Here is a 19,082-nt window from a genome sequence, read left to right as displayed (position 1 = left end):
GGCACCTGAATTCATTCTTTGAGAGCCCCACTATGTCCGCCGACGCATCCATCATATTAGTAGTCGAAGACGATGCCATTGTGCGCATGCTGATCGTTGACGTGCTGGAGGAGCTGGAGTTCAAAGTTCTTGAGGCGGATGGCAGCGAACAGGCGCTGGAGTTTCTCAACGACGAAGACCAGCACATCGACTTGATGATGACCGATGTCGGCCTGCCCGTGATGGACGGCCGGGAACTGGCCACCCAGGCGCGGATGCTGCGCCCTGAGTTGCCCATCCTGTTCGCCAGCGGTTATGCCGAAAGCATCGATGTACCTGCAGGCATGGAAGTGATCGGCAAGCCGTTCTCGATTGATCAGTTGCGAGACAAGGTGAAGTCCATGCTTGCCTGACTTCTTCGTACTCCCCCTCTCCATTACCCGCACCAAGGAATACCCGTTAATGAGTCAGCCCCGCGCAACCAAAGTTCTGGTTGTTGGTTACGTTTGGCCCGAGCCCCGCTCTTCAGCGGCCAGCGGGCATGTCATGCAGATCCTCGATACGTTCTTGCAGCAAGGCTGGGACATCACTTTCAGCAGTCCGGCCGGCACCGGTGAACACCGGGCGGACCTGACGGCGCTGGGTATCCGTGAAGTCGCCATCGAATTGAACAACAGCAGCTTCGACGCGTTCATCACTGAGCTGGCGCCGGATATTGTGCTGTTCGATCAGTTCATGATCGAAGAACAGTTCGGCTGGCGCGTTGAAAAACACTGCCCCAACGCGTTACGTGTGCTCGAAACTTCCGATTTGCAAAGCCTGCGTCATGCCCGGCATCAACGACTGAAAGACCGATTGAAAGACCGTGATGACGCCAATGACTTCACCGAGTTATTTGCCCCGGCATTGCGTGAAGAGTTCGAGTTGATGGCCGATGCGGACCTGGCCAAACGCGAGATTGCCGCGCTGTATCGTTGCGACCTGAACCTGATGATCTCCGAGGTGGAAATCGAGTTGCTGGTCGAGCAGTTCAAGCTGCCACGCGACCTGTTGCACTGGTGCCCGCTGATGGTTGAACCGCCCAGTGCGCCGCCGGTGCCGTTTGCAGACCGGGCGCATTTTTTGAGTATCGGCAACTTTCGCCATGCGCCGAACTGGGACGCGGTACTCTGGATGAAAACGGCTATCTGGCCACTGATTCGCGAACAATTGCCCAAGGCGCAGTTGCATATCTACGGCGCTTACACACCGCCCAAGGCCACGGCCTTGCACAATCCGGCGCAGGGCTTTCATGTCATGAACTGGGCTGAAGATGCCTTGCAAGTCATGTCGGCGGCACGGGTGTGTCTGGCACCGCTGCGATTCGGTGCAGGTATCAAAGGCAAGATCGTCGACGCGATGTTGTGTGGCACGCCTACAGTCACGACGCCAATCGGTGCTGAAGCGATGCATGGCGAACATCTGTGGCCCGGCGCAGTGACCCAAACAGCTCAGGCGTTCGCCGATAGCGCGGTTCGACTGTACAAGGATGAAACACTTTGGATAGAGGCCCAATCTCAGGGGCGGACGTTGTTGGTCGATCGTTATCAACAGTCTGAACATGGCCCTGCATTGATCGAAAAATTGTTGTACTGCCAGCAAAACCTGACGCAACTTAGAAGAGATAACTTCACGGGCAGCATGCTGCGTCACCACCACCATAAAAGTACGCAGTATATGGCTCAATGGATTGAAGCCAAGAATAAAACCCCACTGTAAAAATCCCACAATAATCATTTTTCGTCAGTCATTTAATTGGCAACCTGAAAAAAACCGGCCGGCGGAATCCTTGGTTGCCGTGCCACCAAACCGCTATTTTTGTGCAAGTGTTTCCGTGACTGGCAATGCTGGAAGGCACTTCTATGCTGGGTCATGAAATCTCCCCACGGATGGGGCGAATCAACGACAAGGAAACGTCATGACCCACAACACAACAACCGCACTCGACAAACAGAAATGGATGAGCAACGTACTGGACATCGGCCGGTTGAAGCTGACCGATATTGTCTGGCCCGGCACGCACAACGCCGGGATGGACAAGAAGGCACCCAACTACGAGGTAGTGGTCGGCAATTGGACGACGTGCCAGAACGATTCATTTGCCTGGCAACTGGCCAACGGCGCACGGGCATTCGATATCCGGCTCGGCTGTACCGCCGGCCCGGTAGTACCGGTCTATTATTTTCATCACAACGGCTTTCAGTCCCACCGCATTCTTGATGAGCTGATCGAAGCGGTGACGACATTCCTGACTCAGAATCCGGACGAATTCATCGTCCTCGATTTCCATCAATTGGGAGATGGGCCAAGGATTTTCGACTACCAGCAATTCAATGGTTTGCTGATGGGTCGCCTGGGTTCGCGCTTGATTCCCTGGTCGGATGCATTCAGCACCGTGGAACAGCTCAAGCGTGCCAGTTCGCAGCGCCGTATCGTCCTGGCGGCGCAGGCGAAACCCGGACTGGACGATGAGTATTTCTGGCCGCAGATTCCTCATAAGTGGAACGGCAACGCATTCACCGATTCCAGCGATCTGAAATCACACATTGAGACCACCCTCGCGGGAGCGCCTTACGAGACTTTCCTCTGGTCGTTACCAGCGACCTGCTATTCGCTGCTGGGTGGCCCGCAACACTTAAAAAACCAAATCAACGACTGGTTCCACAGCTCTCGCGATTGGGTAACCCGATGCAGCATCATCAGCACCGACTTCTTTGATGAGGCGGACATTGTCCGCTATTGCTGGAGTGCAACCAGTATGAAGGCGGTTTACGGACACCGGTTGCATGAGCCGGCATAGGCGAAAGTCGTTGCAGGCTGGCATCTCGGGTGCCAAAAGGGGCATGATCCGGCAGCGATAACAAGAAAAGCGCCCCGACATGACCCGAACAGCCCGCGTGACAGACCCCTCCTATGAACTGATGGATGACCATAATGGGTTGTCCATCATTTACCGTCAGCACGGGTTCCCCTGCCCTTTGGTGCGCTGGCATTTTCATAAGGAATACGAGCTGCACCTGATTGTCGCCAGCTCCGGCAAAGTGTTCATTGGCGACTACATCGGCAACTTCTATCCGGAGACGTTGTTCCTTACTGGCCCCAACCTTCCGCATAACTGGATCAGCCAGGTCGAGGAAGACGAAGTGGTGCCCAAGCGCGACATGCTGGTCAACTTCACCGACGAATTGTTCGAAAGCGGCCATCAGGTGTTTGCCGAGCTCAAGACCCTTTCACCCCTGCTGGAGCGCGCACAGTACGGCATCGAGTTTCGTTGCAAGCGCACCATCCGCCAGGCCATGACGCTGATGCAGCGCATTGCCGACACCAAAGGGGTCACCCGCCTGGGACACTTTTTCATTCTGCTGGAACTGCTGGCGGCCTCCGACGATTTTCAATTGCTGTCTGGTGCAACGACGCCGCAATTGGCCGATGAGCACAATATCGATCGCACCAACCGGGCCGTGGACTACATCTTCGCCCACTACGCCCGGGAGCTGTCGCTCGAGGAAGTCGCCGAGCATTTGGGCATGAAGCCGACCTACTTCAGTCGCGTCTTCAAGCAGGCCACCGGGCGCTGCTTCATCGAGTTCGTCAATCGTCTGCGCATCAGCAAATCCTGTGAGTTGCTGGCCGATGGCGACAAACCGGTGACCGACGTGTGTTTCGAGTCGGGCTTCAACAATATTTCCAACTTCAACCGGCGTTTTCAGCAACTCAAGGGCATGACACCGTCGCACTATCGGCGGCTGGCGGTGCAGCGTCTTACTGAGCAAAATCTCGGTTAATCCCACAGGGGGCTGTATTGCAGCCTGAAACCTGTACGGAATCGATAGCGCCTGCGCGCTGAAAAGCCCTTCCCAACGTCTACTGCTTTAAAGCCCAGTGCAAAATAGTATCGATCCAAGTGCGATGGATGATTTGTCACACCATCAATTGAGGGCTGTAATCAGTGCACATTCTTCCTGCCGCAGGAAGACACAAAAACAATAACTGTCCTTCTGTAACCCTTGGGTCGCAGAAAAGGAGTGCACGATGCAACCTTCTGTCAAAGCTCTGCTTGCTCTCACCTGCATGACCCTCAGCAGCGTCAGTCTCGGCGCCCAGACCCTGACCATCGCCACCGTCAACAACAGCGACATGATCCGTATGCAAAAGCTCTCGAAAACCTTCGAGGCCGAGCACCCGGACATCAAGCTCAATTGGGTGGTGCTGGAAGAAAACGTGCTGCGCCAACGCCTCACCACTGACATCGCCACTCAGGGCGGACAGTTCGATGTGTTGACCATCGGCATGTACGAAGCCGCACTCTGGGGCGCCAAGGGCTGGCTGGAGCCAATGAAGGATTTGCCAGCGTCTTACGCCCTCGACGACGTCTTCCCGTCGGTGCGTGAGGGCCTTTCAGTCAAGGGTTCCCTGTACGCCTTGCCGTTCTACGCCGAAAGCTCGATCACCTATTACCGCACCGACCTGTTCAAAGAGGCCGGGCTGACCATGCCCGAGCGCCCGACCTGGACCCAGATCGGCGAATTCGCCAGCAAACTCACGAACAAGGATAAAGAACAGTACGGTATCTGCCTGCGCGGCAAGGCCGGCTGGGGCGAGAACATGGCACTGATCACCACCGTCGCCAACGCCTATGGCGCGCGCTGGTTTGATGAGAAGTGGCAGCCGGAATTCACCGGTCCAGAGTGGAAAAACGCCTTGAACTTCTATGTCGAGACCATGAAGCAATCCGGTCCGCCGGGCGCTTCCAGCAACGGTTTCAACGAAAACCTGGCGCTGTTCAACAGCGGCAAGTGCGCGATCTGGGTCGATGCCAGCGTCGCCGGTTCTTTCGTTACCGACAAAACCCAAAGCAAAGTGGCCGACCACGTTGGCTTCACCTACGCCCCGCACGAAACCACCGACAAGGGTTCGGCGTGGCTCTATTCCTGGGCGCTGGCGATCCCGACCAGTTCCAAGGCCAAGGACGCCGCTAAAACCTTCAGTGCCTGGGCCACATCCAAGGAATACGGCGCGCTGGTCGCGGAAAAAGACGGCATCGCCAACGTGCCGCCTGGCACTCGCGCCTCCACCTACAGCGAGGCCTACATGAATGCCGCGCCGTTCGCCAAGGTCACGCTGGAATCGCTCAAAGCGGCAGACCCAAGCAAACCGACGCTCAAGCCCGTGCCTTACATCGGCATTCAGTTGGTGACCATTCCTGAGTTCCAGGGCATTGGCACCCAGGTGGGCAAGTCGTTCTCGGCGGCGCTGATTGGGCAAACCACGGTCGATCAAGCGCTGACCGCGGCCCAGCAAACCACCGAACGCGAGATGAAGCGCGCCGGTTATCCCAAGTAACCATGTCCTGATTGTCGGGACACCGGGTTGCCCCCATCGCGGGCAAGCCTCGCTCCTACAGGTTTAACGCAATCAAATGTGGGAGCGGGCTTGCTCGCGAAGAAGCCGGTACATCCGATGCTTCTTCAGCGACCAGAACACCGCTTTCGCGAGCAAACCCGCTCCCACATTTCGATCTTCGTCTGTCTGTTCCTAATCGGTTTAATGCCATGAATATTTCAACTGCCAACGCTCACATGGACATTCCCCAACCGGTGCGCAAAAGCCGGTTGGCCAACCCCGGCTGGTTTCTGGTCAGTCCTTCGGTGGCACTGTTGCTGCTGTGGATGATCGTGCCGCTGGGCATGACCGTCTACTTCTCGACCATTCGCTACAACCTGCTCAATCCGGGTGAAAACGAGTTCGTCGGGCTGGAGAACTTTACCTACTTCCTGACCGATTCCGGTTTCCTCCCTGGTGCGACCAACACCTTGTTGCTGGTGGGCAGCGTGCTGCTGATCAGCGTGGTGTTCGGCGTGCTGATCAGTGCGCTGCTAGAAGCCAGTGAATTCATGGGGCGCGGCATCGTCCGGGTCATGTTGATCTCGCCGTTCTTCATCATGCCCACCGTCGGTGCGTTGATCTGGAAGAACCTGATTTTCCATCCGGTGTCAGGGATTCTCGCCTACGTCTGGAAACTGTTCGGCGCGCAACCGGTGGACTGGCTGGCGCACTACCCGCTGTTGTCGATCATCATCATTGTGTCCTGGCAATGGCTGCCGTTCGCGATCCTGATCCTGATGACCGCCATGCAGTCCCTCGACCAGGAACAGAAGGAAGCCGCACGCCTCGACGGCGCCGGGCCTGTCGCCATCTTCTGGCACCTGACCCTGCCGCACCTGGCGCGGCCAATTGCGGTGGTGGTGATGATCGAAACCATCTTCCTGCTCTCGGTGTTCGCCGAAATCTTCACCACCACCAACGGCGGCCCCGGCTACGCCTCGACCAACCTCGCCTACCTGATCTACAACCAGGCGCTGGTGCAGTTCGACGTCGGCATGGCATCTGCCGGTGGCTTGATCGCGGTGGTGATTGCCAACATCGCGGCCATCGTGCTGGTGCGCATGATCGGCAAAAACCTGACAGACAAAGCCTGAGGCCTGCGCCATGACCCTTCAACAATCCCGTCGCCTGCAAAGCCTGTTGCTCGGCACGCTGGCCTGGGCCATCGCCATCCTGATTTTCTTCCCGATTTTCTGGATGGTGCTGACCAGTTTTAAAACCGAAATCGACGCCTTCGCCACGCCACCGCAGTTCATCTTCACGCCAACGCTGGAGAACTACCTGCACATCAACGAGCGCAGCGATTACTTCAGCTTCGCCTGGAACTCGGTGGTGATTTCCTTCAGCGCCACGGCGTTGTGCCTGCTGATCGCCGTGCCGGCGGCCTACTCCATGGCGTTCTACGAAACCCAACGCACCAAAGGCACGCTGCTGTGGATGCTCTCCACCAAGATGCTGCCGCCAGTGGGCGTGTTGATGCCGATCTACCTGCTGGCCAAGACCTTTGGCCTGCTCGACACGCGCATCGCGCTGATCGTGATCTACACGCTGATCAACCTGCCGATTGTGGTCTGGATGATTTACACCTACTTCAAAGACATCCCCAAAGACATCCTCGAAGCCGCGCGCCTCGACGGTGCCACGCTGTGGCAGGAAATGGTCCGGGTACTGTTGCCGATCGCCAAGGGAGGCTTGGCTTCCACCGTTTTGCTGTCGCTGATCCTGTGCTGGAACGAGGCGTTCTGGTCCTTGAACCTGACCTCATCCAAAGCCGCACCGCTGACCGCATTGATTGCCTCCTACTCAAGCCCTGAAGGCTTGTTCTGGGCCAAGTTGTCGGCGGTGTCGACGCTGGCCTGCGCGCCGATCCTGATCTTCGGCTGGATCAGCCAGAAACAATTGGTCCGCGGCCTGTCGTTTGGCGCCGTGAAATAGCCCTCAAAGAATAAGCATAAAAGGAGCGCCACCATGGCCAACCTGAAAATCAAGAATCTGCAAAAAGGCTTCGAAGGCTTTTCCATCATCAAAGGTATCGACCTGGAAGTGAACGACAAGGAATTCGTGGTGTTCGTCGGCCCGTCGGGGTGCGGCAAATCCACCCTGCTGCGCCTGATCGCCGGACTGGAAGAAGTCAGCGGCGGCACCATCGAGCTCGATGGCCGCGACATCACCGAAGTCAGCCCGGCCAAGCGCGACCTGGCGATGGTGTTCCAGACCTACGCCCTGTACCCGCACATGACCGTGAAAAAGAACATGTCGTTCGCCCTCGATCTGGCGGGCGTGCCGAAAGCGGAAGTCGAGAAGAAAGTCGGCGAAGCGGCGCGCATCCTTGAACTGGGGCCGATGCTGGAGCGCAAACCGAAACAACTGTCTGGCGGCCAGCGTCAGCGCGTGGCCATCGGCCGGGCGATTGTGCGCAACCCGAAAATCTTCCTGTTTGACGAACCGCTGTCCAACCTCGACGCCGCCCTGCGGGTGCAGATGCGCCTTGAACTGCTGCGACTGCACAAAGAGCTTAAAGCGACGATGATTTACGTGACCCACGATCAGGTCGAAGCCATGACCATGGCTGACAAAGTGGTGGTGCTCAACGGCGGCAAAATCGAACAGGTCGGCTCGCCGCTGGACCTGTATCACCAACCGGCCAACCTGTTTGTCGCCGGCTTCCTGGGCACGCCGAAAATGGGCTTCCTCAAGGGCAACGTCACTCGCATCGACAGCCAAAGCTGTGAAGTGCTGCTCGACGCCGGTGCTCGCATCACCTTGCCGTTGACCGGCGCCAACCTGAGCCTCGGTGGCGCAGTGACCTTGGGCATTCGTCCGGAGCACCTGGAACTGGCACAACCCGGCGACTGCACATTGCAGGTCACCGCCGATGTCAGCGAACGCCTGGGCAGCGACACCTTCTGCCACGTCGTGACCTCCTCCGGCGAAGCGCTGACCATGCGTGTTCGTGGCGACCTTGCCAGCCGTTATGGCGAGACGCTGAGCCTGCACCTGGACGCGGAACACTGCCATTTATTCGATGCCGACGGCGTGGCGTTGACCCGTCCGTTGCGCGCTGCGGCCTGATATCGAGACTATGTGATGAAACTCAATAAACAGAATCTCCACCACCTCAATCCCGAGGTGGTCCTGCCCGCCTACGCCCTGAGCGATACGCGCCAAGGCATCGCGCACATTGGCGTCGGTGGTTTTCACCGCGCCCATCAGGCGTATTACACCGACGCGTTGATGAACACTGGCGAAGGCCTGGACTGGGCGATTTGCGGGGTCGGCCTGCGCGCCGAAGACCGCCGCGCCCGGGAAGATCTCAAAGAGCAGGACTACCTGTTCACCCTGTTCGAGCTCGGCGACACCGATGACACCGAAGTCCGAGTCATCGGTGCCATTCGCGACATGCTGCTGGCGGAAGACGGCGCGGCCGCGCTGATCGACAAACTCGCCAGCTCCGAGATCCGCATCGTCTCGCTGACCATCACCGAGGGCGGTTACTGCATCGATGACAGCAACGGCGAGTTCATGGCGCACTTGCCGCAAATCCAGCACGATCTGGCGCACCCGAATGCACCGAGAACCGTGTTCGGTTTCCTCTGCGCCGCGCTGGCCAAACGGCGCGCTGCCGGCACCCCGGCGTTCACCTTGATGTCCTGCGATAACCTGCCGCACAACGGCGCGGTGACCCGCAAGGCGCTATTGGCCTTCGCCGCGTTGCGCGATGCCGATCTGTGCGACTGGATCGACCGCAACGTCAGCTTCCCCAACGCCATGGTCGACCGCATCACGCCGATGACCAGCACCGAACATCGTCTGCAACTGGCCGACAAACACGCGGTTGACGATGCCTGGCCGGTGGTTTGCGAACCGTTTGTGCAATGGGTGCTGGAAGACAAATTCGTCAACGGTCGCCCTGCTTGGGAAAAGGTCGGTGTGCAATTCACGGATGACGTCACGCCTTATGAAGAAATGAAGATCAAGCTGCTCAATGGCAGCCATCTGGCGCTGACGTATCTCGGATTCTTGAAGGGATATCGCTTCGTTCACGAAACCATGAACGACCCGCTGTTCGTGCGCTACATGCGGGCTTACATGGACCTGGACGTGACCCCGCAACTGTCGCCGGTGCCGGGGATTGACCTGACCGACTACAAAAACACACTGGTTGAACGCTTCTCCAATCAGGCGATTGCCGATCAATTGGAGCGGGTGTGCTCGGACGGTTCGTCGAAGTTTCCCAAGTTCACCATTCCGACGATCAACCGCTTGATTGCCGACGGTCGCGAGACCAAACGTGCGGCGCTGGTGGTGGCGGCGTGGGCGCTGTATTTGAAGGGGGTGGATGAGAACGGTGATACGTATTCCATTCCGGACCCACGGGCGGCGTTTTGTCAGGGATTGGTGGCGGATGATGTGTTGATTACCCAGCGGTTGCTGGCGGTCGAGGAGATTTTTGGCACGGCGATCCCGCATTCGGCCGGGTTTGTCGCGGCGTTCGAGTGGTGCTGTAACAGCTTGCGGGAGGTGGGTGTGACGCGGACGCTGGAGCGGGTATTGGCCTGAGTACTGCGGTGAATGGACAACCGTCTTCGCGAGCAAGCCCGCTCCCACATTAGACTCTCAGTGGATACAGCGTTTGTGTTCGACAACGATCGAATGTGGGAGCGGGCTTGCTCGCGAATGGTTTCACCGAGATCGACCTGACACACCAAGGACCTGACATGCCAAACCAACACCTATTCCTGGGCATCGACTGCGGCACCCAAGGCACCAAAGCCATCGTCCTCGACGCAGTCAGCGGACAAGTGCTGGGCCAGGGCGCCGCCGCCCACCCCCTGATCAGCGGCGCCAACGGCCGCCGTGAGCAAGACACAAATCAGTGGCTGGAAGCCTTCACCCTCGCCACCCGAAACGCCTTGCTCGCCGCCAACGTCGACGGCCAACACATCCTCGGCATCGGCGTCTCCGGCCAGCAACACGGCTTGGTCCTGCTCGACGATCAGGGCCAGGTCCTGCGCCCCGCCAAACTCTGGTGCGACACCGAATCCACACCTGAAAACGACCGCCTGCTGGAGCACCTCGGCGGTGAAAAAGGCTCACTCGAGCGCCTCGGGGTGGTCATTGCACCCGGCTACACCGTGTCCAAACTGCTCTGGACCAAAGAACAGCACCCCGAGGTTTTTTCCCGAATCACCCGCATACTGCTGCCCCACGACTACCTGAATTATTGGCTCACCGGCCGCAGTTGCAGCGAGTACGGCGACGCCTCCGGCACCGGGTATTTCAACGTGCGCAGCCGCCAGTGGGACTTGCAACTGCTGCGCGACATCGACCCCAGCGGGCGCCTGCAAGCGGCCTTGCCGGAATTGATCGACGCCCATCAAGCCGTCGGCACGATCCTGCCGAGCATCGCCGAACACTTGGGCATCAACCCGCAAGCGCTCGTTTCAAGCGGCGGCGGCGACAACATGATGGGCGCAATCGGCACTGGCAACATCAAGCCCGGCGCGATCACCATGAGCCTCGGTTCGTCGGGCACCGTTTACGCTTATGCCGATCAACCGAAAGTCAGCGCGGACGCCTCGGTCGCAACCTTCTGTTCCTCTAGCGGTGGTTGGCTGCCGCTGATCTGCACGATGAACCTGACCAATGCGACGGGTGTTGTTCGCGAGTTGTTCGACCTGGATATCCAACAGTTCAACGATTTAGTCGCGCAAGCCCCCATTGGCGCCGAAGGCGTGAGCATGCTGCCCTTTCTCAACGGTGAACGCGTCCCCGCCCTGCCCCATGCCAGCGGCAGCCTGCTGGGGCTGACGATGACCAACCTGACGCAGGCCAACCTGTGCCGCGCGGTGGTGGAAGGCACGACCTTCGGTTTGCGTTATGGGCTGGACCTGTTGCGCCAGAATGGCTTACAAAGCCGCAGCATCTGCCTGATCGGCGGCGGCTCGAAGAGTCCGGTGTGGCGACAGATCGTCGCCGACATCATGAATACACCCGTGATCTGCACCGAACAAAGCGAAGCCGCCGCCCTCGGCGCGGCGATTCAGGCGGCGTGGTGCAGGTCCTGGGAAAACGGCCAGGAAGACAGTCTGGCGGACCTGTGCGAGCGCTGCGTCAAACTCGACCTGGCCAGCGAAACCTTGCCGATTACAGAGCATGTAGCGGCCTGTCAGCAGGCCTACGAACGCTATCAACAGCATGTCGCAACCCTTTAAAGAGTGAACAATTATGTATTTGGTGTGTGGCGAAGCGCTGTTCGATTTCTTCAGCGAAGAAGATGCCAGCGGCCTGGCTTCCAAAGTAAATTTCAAGGCGATTGCCGGCGGCTCGCCGTTCAACGTCGCAGTCGGTTTGCGCCGTTTGGGCGTGGACTCGGCGCTGTTTGCCGGACTGTCCACCGACTACCTCGGCCGGCGTTTGCAGCAAGTGCTGAAGGACGAAGGCGTGCGCCAGGACTTCCTCGTGGACTTCGCCGCACCGACGACATTGGCGATGGTTGCAGTGGGCGCCAACGGCTCGCCGCATTACAGCTTCCGAGGTGAAGGCTGCGCGGACCGTCAGCTGAAACCGGAACACCTGCCAGAACTGGGGGCTGATGTGCGCGGTTTGCACATCGGTTCGTTCTCGCTGGTGGTGCAACCGATTGCCGACACGTTACTGGCGCTGGTGCAGCGCGAAAGCGGTAAACGCCTGATCAGCCTCGACCCGAACGTGCGGCTCAATCCTGAGCCGAACATCGACCTGTGGCGTTCGCGGATCGCGACGCTGGTTGAATTTGCGGACCTTATCAAAGTCAGCGATGAGGATTTGAGCCTGTTGTATCCCGAGCAGGACCCGCAGCGCGTGATCGAAGGCTGGCTGCAGCATCGCTGTCAGTTGGTGTTCCTGACCCGTGGTGGCGAAGGTGCGACGGTATTTAGCCGGGTTCATGGTTCTTGGTCGGTGCCGGCCAATTCGGTGAAGATTGCCGACACGGTGGGGGCTGGCGATACCTTTCAGGCGGCGTTGATTACCTGGTTGACTGAGCAACAGCTGGATTCGGTGGAAGGTGTGCAATCGCTCGGCCGTGAGCAGATTGACGGGATGTTGAAGTTCGCGGTGCAGGCGGCGGCGTTGACGTGCAGCAAGACCGGGCCGGATTTGCCGTATCGGCATCAGTTGGATCTTCTCTGAGGCTAATGGCCCCTTCGCGAGCAAGCCCGCTCCCACATTTGATAATCACCGAACACAATATCTGTGTTTACTGGAGATCCAATGTGGGAGCGGGCTTGCTCGCGAAGGCGGTATCACTTACACCGCAAATGCCAGCCATTCACCACTTCAAGAGCGGCACATCAAGTGATGTATCCCCCCGAATTCACTGGCCAAAACCGTGCCACTAAGGGTTTTCCCGATACCCCAAGCCCCCCGCGCCTACGCCATTTGCGCCTTGAACGAGGCGGTTTAATCCTGCACCATCCGCCCCAGCTTATCCAAAGGACGGAATTCAAGGCATGCTGGACGCTAACGCAACCCATATTTCCCTCACGCTGGAAGGTGTTTCCGCCGACCTGCAAGTCCTCAGTTTCGTCGGCCGTGAAGCCCTCAACCAGCCGTTCTGTTTCGACATCGAACTGGTCAGCGCCCGCCCCGACCTGAAACTCGAAGACATCCTGCACAAACCCGGTTGCCTGACTTTCGGCGCTACCGGCAAAGGCATCATCCACGGCCTGGTCTATCGCATCGAGCAAGGCGACTCGGGTAAAAAACTGACCCGCTACAGCATCAGTCTGTGCCCGCAACTGGCCTACCTGCGCCACAACCACGACCAGCAAATCTTCCAGCAGTTAAGCGTGCCGAAGATCATCGCGCAGGTCCTGGAAGCGCGCGGCATCCTCGCGGACGCCTACAGTTTTCAGCTCGGCGCGGTTTACCCGGACCGCGACTATTGCGTGCAGTACGACGAATCCGACCTGCATTTCATCCAGCGCCTGTGCGAAGAAGAAGGCATTCACTTCCACTTCCAGCACAGCGCCAGCGGCCACAAACTGGTGTTCGGCGACGATCAGACCGTGTTCCGCAAACTCGCGCCCGTGGCCTACCAGCAAGACTCCGGCATGGCCGCCGAGAAACCGGTGATCAAACGCTTCAACCTGCGCCTGGAAACCCGCACCAGCCGCGTCAGCCGCCGCGACTACGACTTTGAAAAGCCACGCATCCTGCCCGAAGGCGCCGCCAAGAGCGGCGTCGCCCCGGACCTCGAAGACTACGATTACCCCGGCCTCTTTCTCACGCGCGAACGCGGTAAACAACTGGCGACCCGTGCGCTGGAACGCCATCGCAGCGACTACAAACTCGCTGAAGGCAAAGGTGACGAACCGACGTTGGTCAGCGGCCACTTCATGGCCCTCAGCGAACACCCGCGCAGCGAATGGAACGATCTCTGGCTGCTGCTGGAAGTGGTCCACGAAGGCAAACAGCCGCAAGTGCTCGGCGAGAACATCACCAGCGACGTCACCCACAACAAAGACGATTTCCACCAGGGCTACCGCAACCGCTTCCTCGCCACGCAGTGGGACGCGCACTACCGCCCTGCCCTCGAACACCCGAAACCGCAAGTCCTCGGCAGCCAGACCGCCATCGTCACCGGCCCGCCGGGCGAAGAAATCCATTGCGACGAATACGGTCGCGTCAAAGTGCAATTCTTCTGGGACCGCGACGGCCAGGCCAACGACAAAACCAGCTGCTGGCTACGCGTCGCCACCGGTTGGGCCGGCAGTGCCTACGGCGGCATCGCCATCCCGCGCGTCGGCATGGAAGTGCTCGTCACCTTCCTCGAAGGCGACCCCGACCAGCCATTGGTCACCGGCTGCCTGTACCACAAGGAAAACGTCGTCCCCTACGACCTGCCGGCAAACAAAACCCGCAGCACCTTCAAGACCCTCAGCTCACCGGGCGGCAAGGGCTACAACGAATTTCGCATCGAAGACAAAAAAGGCGCGGAACAGATCTACCTCCACGCCCAGCGCGACTGGGATGAAAACATCGAACACGACCAGAAAATCCGCATCGGCAACGAGCGGCACGACACGGTCGAGGCCAATGTCTTCAGCGAGTTCAAGGTTGAAGAACACCGCATCACTCACCTGGACCGCAAGACTGAAGCGCGGGCCGATGATCACCTGACGGTGGCGGCGACCCAGCATGTGAAGGTCGGCACGGCGCAGTTTGTCGAGGCGGGTGAAGAGATTCACTACAACGCTGGCGACAAGGTCGTGGTTGAAGGCGGGATGGAACTGACGGCCAAGGCTGGCGGGAGTTTCGTCAAGGTGGATGCCGGGGGTGTGACGATCAGTGGGGCTGAGGTGAAGACCAATTCGGGTGGGGCGCCGGGTTCGGGGAGCGGGATTAAGATTCTTCCGCCGATTATTCCGGGTGCAGCAGCGGCGGCCGCAGCAGGGAAACTGCTGAGTGCTCCGCCGGTTGGCAAGTTTAATGCGGTGGCGGATTTGGAGCCTAAGGCAGCACGTCCGGCTGAGGAGGAGGAGCTGGAGGAAGAAGAGGAAGAGGAAGAGGTCGGGGAGGAAGAAATTATCTTGCGGATAGGGATGTTCTTTGATGGTACGGGGAATAACCGCAGTAACAGTGAACGGGTGTTTGGCTGCTTTGCGCCGGATGTGAATTTGGAGGAATCGGCTGAGGATATTCGTCAGTTCTGTGCGGCGCATGGTTATGACGGCAAGGGAAGTAGCCCGGATAACAGTTATGGCAATGATGTCAGTAACGTGGCCAGGCTGTATGACCTTTACATAGACCAAACGGATGAAACTCTGCCCATCGACGCAAAAACGGCCAGTGTGCCTGTTTATGTGGACGGAATTGGTACCAGTAGCACCGGAGCTGACTCCACTTTTTCGCAAGGCACAGGTATTGGTCCGCAGGGCGTAAGGACACGAGTGGAAGAAACACCTTCACTTATTCTTAAGGCTATCCAAGCCTTTCAGGACAGCAATCCCGATAAGCGCGTAGCGAAAATCGAGTTCGATATTTTCGGGTTCAGTCGAGGCTCAGCAGCGGCAAGGGACTTTGCAAATGAAGTATTAAAGGGCAACCAAAGTATCCTCGCCAAAGCATTACCTTCGGGATCACAGGGACTGGCTGACAGTTTTGGCTGGGTACCACATTCCGACGTTTCCATAAACTTTATAGGGGTTTACGACACTGTCGCAGCCATTGCCAATCCGCTTGTAGGGGACTGGAATGGTAATAACGCTTACAACCCTGGAATCAATATATTTTTGGCACCTGATGCAGCGAAAAAGGTCGTGCAATTGGTCGCTCGAAATGAGCGTCGCTATAACTTTGCCCTCAACAGTCTTGGGGCGGCCGATATTTCCCTGCCTGGCGTGCATTCGGACTTGGGTGGTGGCTACTTACCTAAAGCATCCGAACGGATTTTACTCAGCAAACCGCGTAGTAGTGCGGTCGAAGAGAGGACATCTTTCGTTGAAGCCAACAGTTACAAACGTGCCCAACAAGACCTGCGTCGACTTCAAGATCAGCTGGCCCAATATAACCTTTCTTTGGAAATCCGGACGTGGGAAGTGCCATTTCGTACCACAGAGAAAAACAATAGCAAAAACATGAAGTACGTTTACGCCGCGGTTAGCAGCCAGCGCGAAGTCCGTAGCGATTTGTCTTTGATCTACTTACGGATCATGCGCGAACTGGCCGTGGAAAATGGAGTGCCTTTTGGACATATCCCGGAGAAAAATCCAAGATTTGCGTTACCTGCAGAGCTGGTCCCCATCTCCGAAAAATTAATGGCCTATGCCCAGGGGCAAAGAAAAACGACCGGGCTAACCTCACAGGAGGAGGAACTGCTTTTCCAGCGCTATGTTCATATCTCCGATAACTGGAATGCTGCTAAAAGCCGAAATAATAGTGACCTGAATATCGTTTTCATCAATCGGCCAGACAAAAACTCTGTGCGCACGGTGCATCCAAATGAGTAATTTTATACGTATTGCGCTTGTCGCCTTACTTATCAGTGGCTATACATCTGCTAACAGCAATTCAATGCCTTACAAAGCTTGGCGTTTGGGATTCTCGGCCCCCGCCTACATGGAGGTCTGGATCGAGTCGGCTGATGTGGTGGATATTCAGGGCCAGGTATATCCACGTGCGATGAGCGGCAACGCCTCAATACTAACTCCCCCCAACAATTCCGGCGATCCCCGCGGCTGGCCAAAAAGAGCTGGTTGGGGGAAAGGTAAGTACGTAACAGGGGCAGACTTGCCCAAACAGATCTATGTTCGTTGGCAGTCGCTGGTTGAGCCGCAAACTTATCAGATGGTCATTAATATACCCGAGGCGACTAGGGAGATCATGCGCAAGGGCGAAAACGTTTTCTGCACCGCCGACGGAAAATGGATCACCGGATATCGTGAGGCAATAGCCATAAGACTTGTCCCTGGAGGTATCGCCAGAGTCTGGGTAGGCGGTCCTTGCATGACGCCGATCGAGGTCACAACGGTAAAAGCGGTGATTGACCCACGTGGTCCCTATGAAGGTAAGTCTGGCGGTGAGTACGACTCAATCTCCGATGAATCAAAAGCCTACGTCGAAAAATTTGGTGTGCCCTATGATTCTTGGAAGTGACAGCGCGAAAGCATTCATATGAGTAGTTTCTTGCGAACTACAATTTGCGCATTTTTGCTCACTGGATGCACATCTGCCTATAGCGGGCCACTACCTTATGATGCTTGGCGACTGGGCTTTTTCGTGCCTGACTATATGGAGGTCTGGATCGAAACAGTAGACGTTATAGATATTCAGGGGAAAGTCTATAACCGTGCCATGAGCGGTAACGCTGCAATACGGAGCCCTGCCAACAGCACTGGCGATCTTAAAGGTTGGCCTGCAAAGCCTGGATGGGGGAAAGGCAAATATGTTCTGCGAGCGGACCTGCCAAAACAACTCTATGTTCGTTGGCAGTCATTGGTCGAGCCCCAAACGTACCAAATGACCATTGATATTCCCGAGTCAACCAGAAAGATCATGCGCAAGGAAGAAAAGGCTTTTTGCGCCTTTGATGGTAAATCGATAACAGATTACCGCGAGGCATTGGTCATAGGCCTTGCGCCTGGAGGCATCGCCAAAGTATGGGTAATCGGCCCTTGTCTTCCACCCATAGAGGTCACACGGGTACAAGCTGAAGTTGATCCACGTGGGCCGAATGAAGGTAAGACTGGCGGGCAATACGACCCGCCCTCCGCCGCATCAAAAGCTCACATTGAAAAATTTGGTGTGCCATATGGTTCTTGGTAAAGAAAGAGCCATGGCACTCTAATGAATAGGTTCTTACGATTAACCATCTGCACGTTACTGCTCAGCGGGTGCACATTCGCCAACAGCGAGACGATGCCTTACAAATCCTGGTACTTGGGGTTCTCGACCCCCGCTTACATGGAAGTTTGGATCGAAACCGCCGACGTGGTCGATATTCAGCATCACGTATACCCACGTGCGATGAGTGGAGTCGCCTCCATGCTAAAGCCTCCCGACAATTCCGGCGATCCCCGAGGCTGGCCGAAAAGAGCGGCCATTGGCAGCGGTAAGCACGTAACAGGGGCCGACTTGCCCAAACAGATCTATGTTCGTTGGCAATCGCTGGTCGAACCTCAAACCTACCTGATGGTGATTAAAATCCCTGAGGCTACTCGGGAGATCATGCGTAAGGGTGAAAAGGTTTTCTGCGCGGCCGATGGAAAATGGATCACTGGCTATCGTCAGTCAATCGGTATAAGGCTGGTCCCCGGAGGTATTGCCAAAGTCTGGGTTGGCGGTCCATGCATGACGCCGATCGAGGTCACAACGGTCAAAGCGGTGATTGACCCACGTGGCCCGTATGAGGGTAAATCAGGGGGTGAGTACGACTCACTCTCCGATGAATCCAAAGCCTACGTCGAAAAATTTGGCGTGCCCTATGATTCTGGAAGTGACAGAGCCAATGCAGCCTGATGAGTAATTTCTTGCGAACTACGATTTGCGCATTTTTGCTCAGTGGTTGCACATACGCCAACAGCGAGCCAATGCCTTACAAATCCTGGTACTTGGGATTCTCGGCGCCCGATTACATGGAGGTTTGGATCGAGTCAGCTGATGTGGTCGATGTAAAGGAACAGGTGTATCCCCGTGCGATGAGTGGCACCGCTGCGATACAGAGACCTCCCAACAATTCAGGTGACCCTAAAGGATAGCCTCAGAAACCTGGCATTGGAAAAGGTAAAAATGTGACTGGGGCGGATTTGCCCCAAAAAATCTATGTCCGCTGGCAATCTTTGGTCGAACCCCAGACTTATCAGATAGTGATCAACATACCCGAGGCGACTCAGGAGATCATGCGCAAGGGCGAAAAGGCTTTTTGTGCTGCCGATGGCAAGTGGATAACAGACTACCGAAACGCATTGGTTATCAATTTGGCTCCCGGTGGCATAGCCAAGGTTTGGGTACGAGGGTCATGCCTTTCTCCGATCGAGGTAATCAGGGTAAAAGGCGTGATTGATCCGCGAGGCCCATATGAAGGGAAATCCGGTGGCAAGTACGATTCTCTATCTGATGAATCCAAAGCTTATGTCAAAGAGTTTGGTGTGCCCTATGATTCTTGGAAGTGAAAGACCGGCAACAGATTGAAGAAC

The 19,082-nt window shown here is 57.0% G+C and carries 15 protein-coding genes and 1 pseudogene; all 16 read left to right on the top strand.

Annotation, left to right across the window (positions count from 1 at the left end; genetic code table 11):
* Positions 1 to 32: 32 nt before the first annotated feature.
* The 16 genes and pseudogenes from BK660_RS00305 to BK660_RS00230 all read left to right on the top strand — a co-directional run bounded on the left by BK660_RS00305 (position 33) and on the right by BK660_RS00230 (position 19,058).
* A complete protein-coding gene (locus BK660_RS00305) occupies positions 33 to 392 on the top strand; it encodes a response regulator (RefSeq protein ID WP_123431552.1) in 360 nt (119 codons plus the stop codon).
* A 49-nt stretch (positions 393 to 441) separates the two neighbouring features.
* A complete protein-coding gene (locus BK660_RS00300; RefSeq protein WP_123431551.1) occupies positions 442 to 1,737 on the top strand; it encodes a glycosyltransferase in 1,296 nt (431 codons plus the stop codon).
* 199 nt (positions 1,738 to 1,936) lie between these two features.
* Positions 1,937 to 2,818: a phosphatidylinositol-specific phospholipase C domain-containing protein gene (locus BK660_RS00295; RefSeq protein WP_123431550.1), complete on the top strand. Its 882-nt coding sequence runs from the start codon at positions 1,937 to 1,939 to the stop codon at positions 2,816 to 2,818.
* A 79-nt stretch (positions 2,819 to 2,897) separates the two neighbouring features.
* Positions 2,898 to 3,803, top strand: coding sequence for an AraC family transcriptional regulator (locus BK660_RS00290; RefSeq protein ID WP_123431549.1), 906 nt, complete (start codon positions 2,898 to 2,900; stop codon positions 3,801 to 3,803).
* 247 nt (positions 3,804 to 4,050) lie between these two features.
* Positions 4,051 to 5,361 carry an ABC transporter substrate-binding protein gene (locus BK660_RS00285; protein ID WP_123431548.1) on the top strand — a complete coding sequence of 437 codons (1,311 nt, stop codon included), beginning with the start codon at positions 4,051 to 4,053 and terminating at the stop codon, positions 5,359 to 5,361.
* Between the two features lie 236 nt (positions 5,362 to 5,597).
* On the top strand, positions 5,598 to 6,497 hold the full coding sequence (locus BK660_RS00280; protein ID WP_228758773.1) for a carbohydrate ABC transporter permease: 900 nt from the start codon (positions 5,598 to 5,600) through the stop codon (positions 6,495 to 6,497).
* Between the two features lie 10 nt (positions 6,498 to 6,507).
* Positions 6,508 to 7,338 (top strand): carbohydrate ABC transporter permease, encoded by an 831-nt coding sequence (locus BK660_RS00275; protein ID WP_123431547.1) that lies wholly within the window; start codon positions 6,508 to 6,510, stop codon positions 7,336 to 7,338.
* 33 nt (positions 7,339 to 7,371) lie between these two features.
* Entirely contained in the window at positions 7,372 to 8,475 is a 1,104-nt protein-coding gene (locus BK660_RS00270) for an ABC transporter ATP-binding protein (protein ID WP_123431546.1), read from the top strand.
* Between the two features lie 15 nt (positions 8,476 to 8,490).
* Positions 8,491 to 9,963 carry a mannitol dehydrogenase family protein gene (locus tag BK660_RS00265; protein WP_123431545.1) on the top strand — a complete coding sequence of 491 codons (1,473 nt, stop codon included), beginning with the start codon at positions 8,491 to 8,493 and terminating at the stop codon, positions 9,961 to 9,963.
* Between the two features lie 158 nt (positions 9,964 to 10,121).
* Complete coding sequence (gene xylB, locus BK660_RS00260; RefSeq protein ID WP_123431544.1) at positions 10,122 to 11,618, top strand: xylulokinase; 1,497 nt, start codon at positions 10,122 to 10,124, stop codon at positions 11,616 to 11,618.
* 13 nt (positions 11,619 to 11,631) lie between these two features.
* The gene (locus BK660_RS00255; RefSeq protein ID WP_123431543.1) at positions 11,632 to 12,576 is read left to right on the top strand and encodes a carbohydrate kinase family protein; all 945 of its coding nucleotides are present in this window, start codon (positions 11,632 to 11,634) and stop codon (positions 12,574 to 12,576) included.
* 320 nt (positions 12,577 to 12,896) lie between these two features.
* Entirely contained in the window at positions 12,897 to 16,397 is a 3,501-nt protein-coding gene (gene tssI / locus BK660_RS00250; protein ID WP_123431542.1) for a type VI secretion system tip protein TssI/VgrG, read from the top strand.
* Positions 16,390 to 17,043 carry a DUF2931 family protein gene (locus tag BK660_RS00245; RefSeq protein ID WP_123431541.1) on the top strand — a complete coding sequence of 218 codons (654 nt, stop codon included), beginning with the start codon at positions 16,390 to 16,392 and terminating at the stop codon, positions 17,041 to 17,043. Before tssI ends, BK660_RS00245 begins: the two co-directional genes overlap by 8 nt.
* 18 nt (positions 17,044 to 17,061) lie before the next feature.
* Positions 17,062 to 17,712, top strand: a complete 651-nt coding sequence (locus BK660_RS00240) for a DUF2931 family protein (RefSeq protein WP_123431540.1) — start codon at positions 17,062 to 17,064, stop codon at positions 17,710 to 17,712.
* Positions 17,713 to 17,733: 21 nt separating this feature from the next.
* Entirely contained in the window at positions 17,734 to 18,405 is a 672-nt protein-coding gene (locus BK660_RS00235) for a DUF2931 family protein (protein WP_123431539.1), read from the top strand.
* Positions 18,405 to 19,058: pseudogene (locus tag BK660_RS00230) on the top strand (DUF2931 family protein). Before BK660_RS00235 ends, BK660_RS00230 begins: the two are co-directional and overlap by 1 nt.
* Positions 19,059 to 19,082 lie beyond the last annotated feature (24 nt).

It is taken from the genome of Pseudomonas brassicacearum (assembly GCF_003732265.1).
GTDB classification, from domain to species: Bacteria; Pseudomonadota; Gammaproteobacteria; order Pseudomonadales; family Pseudomonadaceae; genus Aquipseudomonas; species Aquipseudomonas brassicacearum_D.
This window is presented reverse-complemented; position numbering and strand designations above follow the sequence as displayed.